This is a genomic window from Limimaricola cinnabarinus LL-001 (genome assembly GCF_000466965.1).
In the GTDB taxonomy this organism is placed as follows: domain Bacteria; phylum Pseudomonadota; class Alphaproteobacteria; order Rhodobacterales; family Rhodobacteraceae; genus Limimaricola; species Limimaricola cinnabarinus.
On the sequence record NZ_BATB01000119.1, the window covers coordinates 1 to 5,430 of the forward strand.

The 5,430-nt window shown below is 68.6% G+C and carries 6 protein-coding genes; all 6 read right to left on the bottom strand.

The window, feature by feature from the left end:
- Positions 1 to 627, bottom strand: a 627-nt coding sequence (locus MBELCI_RS18315) for a FadR/GntR family transcriptional regulator (protein WP_045320503.1), incomplete at its 3' end; no start/stop codon positions are given.
- On the bottom strand, positions 624 to 1,457 hold the full coding sequence (locus tag MBELCI_RS18320; protein ID WP_021695738.1) for a sulfite exporter TauE/SafE family protein: 834 nt from the start codon (positions 1,455 to 1,457) through the stop codon (positions 624 to 626). The genes MBELCI_RS18320 and MBELCI_RS18315, both read right to left, overlap by 4 nt.
- A 1-nt stretch (position 1,458) precedes the next feature.
- The gene (locus MBELCI_RS18325; RefSeq protein ID WP_021695739.1) at positions 1,459 to 2,208 is read right to left on the bottom strand and encodes a DUF1028 domain-containing protein; all 750 of its coding nucleotides are present in this window, start codon (positions 2,206 to 2,208) and stop codon (positions 1,459 to 1,461) included.
- A gap of 2 nt (positions 2,209 to 2,210) precedes the next feature.
- On the bottom strand, positions 2,211 to 3,995 hold the full coding sequence (locus MBELCI_RS18330) for a gamma-glutamyltransferase family protein (RefSeq protein WP_021695740.1): 1,785 nt from the start codon (positions 3,993 to 3,995) through the stop codon (positions 2,211 to 2,213).
- A 23-nt stretch (positions 3,996 to 4,018) separates the two neighbouring features.
- Positions 4,019 to 4,918 carry an ABC transporter permease gene (locus tag MBELCI_RS18335; RefSeq protein WP_200861305.1) on the bottom strand — a complete coding sequence of 300 codons (900 nt, stop codon included), beginning with the start codon at positions 4,916 to 4,918 and terminating at the stop codon, positions 4,019 to 4,021.
- Positions 4,918 to 5,430: ABC transporter permease (locus MBELCI_RS18340; protein WP_045320504.1), on the bottom strand; the 513-nt coding region annotated here is incomplete at its 5' end. The genes MBELCI_RS18335 and MBELCI_RS18340, both read right to left, overlap by 1 nt.

The following is a 5,430-nucleotide window of genomic DNA, read 5'->3' on the forward strand; positions in this document are numbered from 1 at the left end:
CCGCTCCATCTCGGCGGCCGCCTCCGAGGGGCGGCGGCCCGCGATATGGGCAAAGAGGTCCTGATGCTGGCGCCCGAGCGCGGCGATCCGCTCGGGCGAAAAGGTCTCGCGCCGCCGCACGGTCCATTGCGCATGCCGCCGCACCGAGCGGATCGACTGGTGGATCGTCAGGAACAGCGGGTTGTGCGCCAGCTCGGCGATCTTGAAGTGGAATATGTCGTCTGCCGTCTCATAGGCGCGCACCTCGCCGGGCGACAGCGTCGCCTGCATCAACCGCTCTAGAACCGAAAGCTCCTCGGAGGTGGCGCGCTGCGCGGCGAGCGCCGCCAGCGCCGGCTCGATCTCCATGCGGACTTCCATGAGATTGTGCGGCGTGACCTGCCGCGCGAGGGTCTCGATGCCGCCGCCTGCGGGGGGCGGCGCGGCGAAGGTGCCCTGACCCTGCCGCCGGAAGATCGCGCCTTCGGATTCCAGCACGTCGAGCAACGACCTGAGCCGCGCCCGACCGAGGCCGAACCGCTCGGCGAGCTGTCGCTCGGGCAGCACCTTGCCGTTGACGAGAAGGCTCTCGTCGCCCAGCCCGGCGCGCAGCCGGTCCAGCAGCTTTTGATCTTCGCCCGGAGTCATGCCAGCTCCATCGCCCCGGCAAGATCCCAGATCATCCGCGCCGAGGTCAAGGCCAGGAACAGCCCGAAAGACAGGCGCAGCGCCCGTTGCGGGATCGAATGGGCGAGCTTCACGCCGACACCGGCGAAGCTGGTGGTGAGGGGGATGATGACGGCCACGGCGACGAGATTGACGTATCCCACCGAGAAGGGCGGCAGCCCCTCGGCTCCGAGGCCGGTCCACATGTAGATCAAGGCACCCGGCAGCCCGATCACGAAGCCGATCGCCGCCGAGGTGCCGACGGCGCGGCGGATGTCGTAGCCGAGGAAGTTCAGAAGCGGCACGCAGACCGTGCCGCCGCCGATCCCCATCATCGACGACACGGTCCCGGCGAAGATGCCGAAGCCCGCCCAGGCCGGCTTGGAAAAGCCCTTGGGCACCACCTCGCCCTTGCGGCCGCGCAGCATCATGTCGGCGGCGACGACGGCGGCGACCACCGCGAAGACGCCGATCAGGATGCGCCCATCGATGAGCCCGCCGGTGAAGCTGCCGATCACCACGCCGACGAGGATCGAGGGCGCCCAGAGCTTGAGCAGGTCCTTGTCGATCGCGCCCTTCTTGTGATGGCCCCAAGCCGAGGACAGCGAGGTGAAGACGATGGTGGCGAGCGATGTGCCGACCGCCACCTGCATGGTCAGCCCCGGCTCCATGCCGGTGAGTGAGAGCGCGAAATAGAGCGCAGGCACGATGACGATGCCGCCGCCGACGCCCAAGAGCCCCGCGAGGATGCCGCCCATGACACCCGCCGAAACGGCGACGGCCAGAAGCGTCAGGATCGTTCCGAGGTCCATCTCACGACCCCGTTTCGGTTGCGCGCGAACGCGAGCTTCGGCCCTCGAGGCGGCGACGGTCCTCGGCCTCGGCGATGGCGTGGTCGATCGGCGCGCGATCGGTGAGGCCCGAAAAGTTCTCGGCGGTAGGCATCGCCTCGGCCACGTGCAGGTAGCGTTCATCCGCCACGTCGAGCAGGCGGCGCAGTTCGGCCAGCGGATCGGCTTCGTCATCCACCCTGAGCGACAGGTAGGCGTAGTCCTGCCCGCGATGCACGGTGAGACAGGCGGCCTGACGGCCGCGCTTGTCGCCGCCCGCGGCCTCGCCCGCCTCCATTGCCGTAAGCAGCCTCTCGGCCATCGAGCCCTGCGCCTTGATATAGGCGGCATAGGTCGCCTCGATGACCCCCGGTCCGGCCAGCATGTTGCCCGCGACCGAATGGTGCCGACCCACCAGATGCCCGGCCCAGTCGATGCAATCCGCGCCGGTATGCGCTGCGAAATTGCCCTTCGCGTCCATCATGTGACACTGCCGGATCGCTTGGCCCTCATCACGGGACTTGAAATCGGCGAGCACCGCCTCGGCGCTTTCCCCCGCCGCCAGCCGGGTGCGCCCTTCGACGCCCCAGATCGGGTTGACGAAGGCCTGCGTGGCGACGGCGCAGCGCGCGCCGACGTAAGGGACGGCGGCACCCGCCGCAAAGAAGCGCGAGGCGACGGCGAGGCCGATCTCACCGGTGGCGGGGTCATGGGCGATGATCGAATAGGTCATGCTCAGCGCCCCACCGCATAGGCCTGCATCAGCCGCGGCGTGGCGGCGGCGCGCAGCAGCCCGTCGGGCTCGCGCAGCGCCGCCGTCAGCCGCCCGACGCTCCACGGCTCGGCCACGGTGACCTTGTGACCGCGCCCGCGCAGCGCCTCGATCACCTCTTCGCCCACCGAGGGTTCGATCATCATCTCGCCGGGCTTGGTCTCGCGCGGGTAGAACGAGCCCTGGAAATGCATCGAATGGAACAGCGGCGCGTCCATCCCCTCCTGCAGGTCGAAACCGTGATGCACGAAACGCAAAAACCACACGAGCTGCCACTGGTCCTGCTGATCGCCGCCGGGCGTGCCGAAGACGAGACCGCGCCCGTCCTTTTCCGCCAGCGTCGGGGTCAGCGTGGTGCGCGGTCGGCGGCCCGGCGCGAGCGAGGTGGGCAGCCCCTCGTCGAGCCAGAACATCTGGGCGCGGGAATTGAGCGGAAAGCCCAAGCCCGGGATGACCGGCGAGCTTTGCAGCCAGCCGCCCGAGGGGGTCGCGGCGACCATGTTGCCCCATTTGTCGATCACGTCGAGATGCACGGTGTCGCCGCGCTTTTCCGACAGGTGCGCCATGGTCGGCTCCTGCGGCGCGGCGTCGGGGTTGCGGTCGAAATCGCGGGCTGCGCGTTCGATCGCGGCATCCGCCTGATGCTCGAACCCTTCGATCCGGCCCGGGCGCTGCTCGGTCGAAGCGGTTTCCGAAATCAGTCGGGCGCGCTCGGCGCCGTAGGCGTCCGAGAGCAGCACTTGCATCGGGATGTCGGACTGCGCGGGGTCTCCGTAATAGGCCTCGCGGTCGGCATAGGCGAGCTTCATCGCCTCGATGACGGTATGCACGAAGTCCGGACCGTTCGGGTCCATCGCCGCGAGATCGAAGTTCTTGAGGATCGACAGCGCCTGAAGCAGCACCGGCCCCTGCCCCCATGGCCCGGTCTTGTGCACCGTCCAGCCATGGTAGTCGATCGAGACCGGCGCCTCGTAGCTGGCGCGCCAGCCGGCCATGTCGGCGCGGGTCAGTACGCCGCGATTGCGGCGCTCCGAGACGTCGTGCACCTCGGCGTCCTTGAGATAGTCTTCGACCGCCTCGGCGACGAAGCCCTCGGCCCACATCGCGCGGGCGGCGTCGATGCGCGCCTCGCGGGTCGCGCCCTCGGCCTCCGACAGCCGCTCATAGGTGTCGGCGAGGTCGGGGTTGCGGAACAGCTCATGCGCCTGCGGCGCGCGGCCGCCCGGTGCCCAGACGGCGGCGGAGGTCGGCCATTCGGTCTCGAAATACTCGACCAGCCCCTGCATCGTCGCGGCGACGCGCGGCAGGACCGGGTGGCCGTCGCGCGCATAGTCGATGGCCGGGCGCATCACATCGGCGATCTCCATCGTGCCGTGGTCGCGCAACAGCAGCATCCAGCCATCGAAGGCGCCGGGGATCACCGTGGCCAAGAGCCCGGTGCCGGGAATGAGGTCGATGCCCAGCCCCTTGTAATGCTCGATCGTGGCGCCCGCCGGGGCCGGACCCTGACCGCAGATCACTTCCACCTTGCCGGTCTCGGCGGGCCGGAAGATCACCGGCAGATCGCCCGCCGGGCCATTGAGGTGCGGCTCCACCACCTGCAGCACGAGGCCGGTGGCGACGGCGGCATCGAACGCGTTGCCGCCGCGCTCAAGGATGCCCATGCCGACAGCGGAGGCGATCCAGTGGGTCGAGGTGACGGCGCCGAAGGTGCCGCGGATCTCGGGGCGAGTGGTGAAACCGGTCATTTGGATAACTCTTTTCTTGATATTCAGTGTTCGCGCGGATCGAGCGCGTCGCGCAGCCCGTCGCCCAGAAGGTTGAAGCCCAGCACCACGAGGAAGATCGCGATGCCCGGCCACATCGCCATCCAGGGCGCCTGGCTCAGGAAATTCTTGGCGGTGTTGAGCATCGAGCCCCAGCTCGGCGCGGGCGGCTGCTGGCCCAGCCCGAGGAACGACAGCGACGCCTCGGCGATGATCGCGGTGGCGATGGTCAGCGTTGCCTGCACGAGAACGGGTGGCAGGATGTTGGGAAAGATGTAACGGCTCAGGATCCTGGGCGTCGACAGCCCGACCGCATGCGCGCCCTCGACGTAATCCTCGGCCTTGACCGAGATCACCTGTCCGCGCGTCAGCCGCACGAAGACCGGCGTGGCCGAGAGACCGATGGCGATCATCGCGTTGGTGAGCGACGGGCCGAGAAAGGCGGCGAGCGCGATGGCGAGGATCAGGAACGGCACCGCGAGCAGCGCTTCGGTACAGCGCGAGATGATGCCATCCGTCCAGCCGCCGAAATACCCCGCGAGGATGCCCAGAGGCACGCCGAAGGCGACCGCGATGCCGACCGAGACCACTCCGGCCATCAGCGACGCCTGCGCGCCCCAGACAAGGCGCGAGAGCACGTCGCGGCCGATCTCGTCGGTGCCGAGCCAATGCGCCGCCGACGGCGCTTGCCGCACTGCGCCCCAGTCGGTCGCGGTCGGGTCGGGGATCGGCAGGATCGGCGCGAAGACGGCCATCAGCACGAAGAACCCCACCAGCAGCCCGCCCAGAACGGCGGATCGGTGGCTGCGGAATTTCTTCCAGACGCGGTTCTCGGGGCGCTTTTGCAGCACCGGGTCGGCTATCACCTGTGGCTTGAGCGTGGCGGGGCTGGCGGGTTGGGCCATCATTGCTTCCTCAGGCGCGGGTTCAGAACGAAGTAGGCGGCGTCGGCGAGGATGTTCATGACGATGAAGCCCATCGCCGTGACCAGCACGATGCCCTGGACCACCGCGTAGTCGCGGTTGAACACGGCATCGACCACGAGCTTGCCGAAGCCCGGAATGGTGAAGATCTGCTCGGTCAGCACGGCTCCCGCGATCAGCTCGCCGAACAAAAGCGCCGTGAGCGTGACGATCGGGGTGAGCGCGTTGCGGAACGCGTGCTTGAGGATCACCCGGCGTTCGGCAAGGCCCTTGGCCCGCGCGGTGCGCACATAGTCGGATTTCAGCACGCCGAGCATCGCCGACCGGGTGTGGCGCATCAGCGTCGCCGCCAGCGCCGTGCCCAGCACGAAGGCCGGCATCAGCATGGTCTTGAGCGACAGCCACAGATCCTCGGAAGGCGGCACGTAACCCGAGGCGGGCAGCACCTGCCAGTTCACCGCGACCAGAAGGATCAGCATGATGCCGAGCCAGAA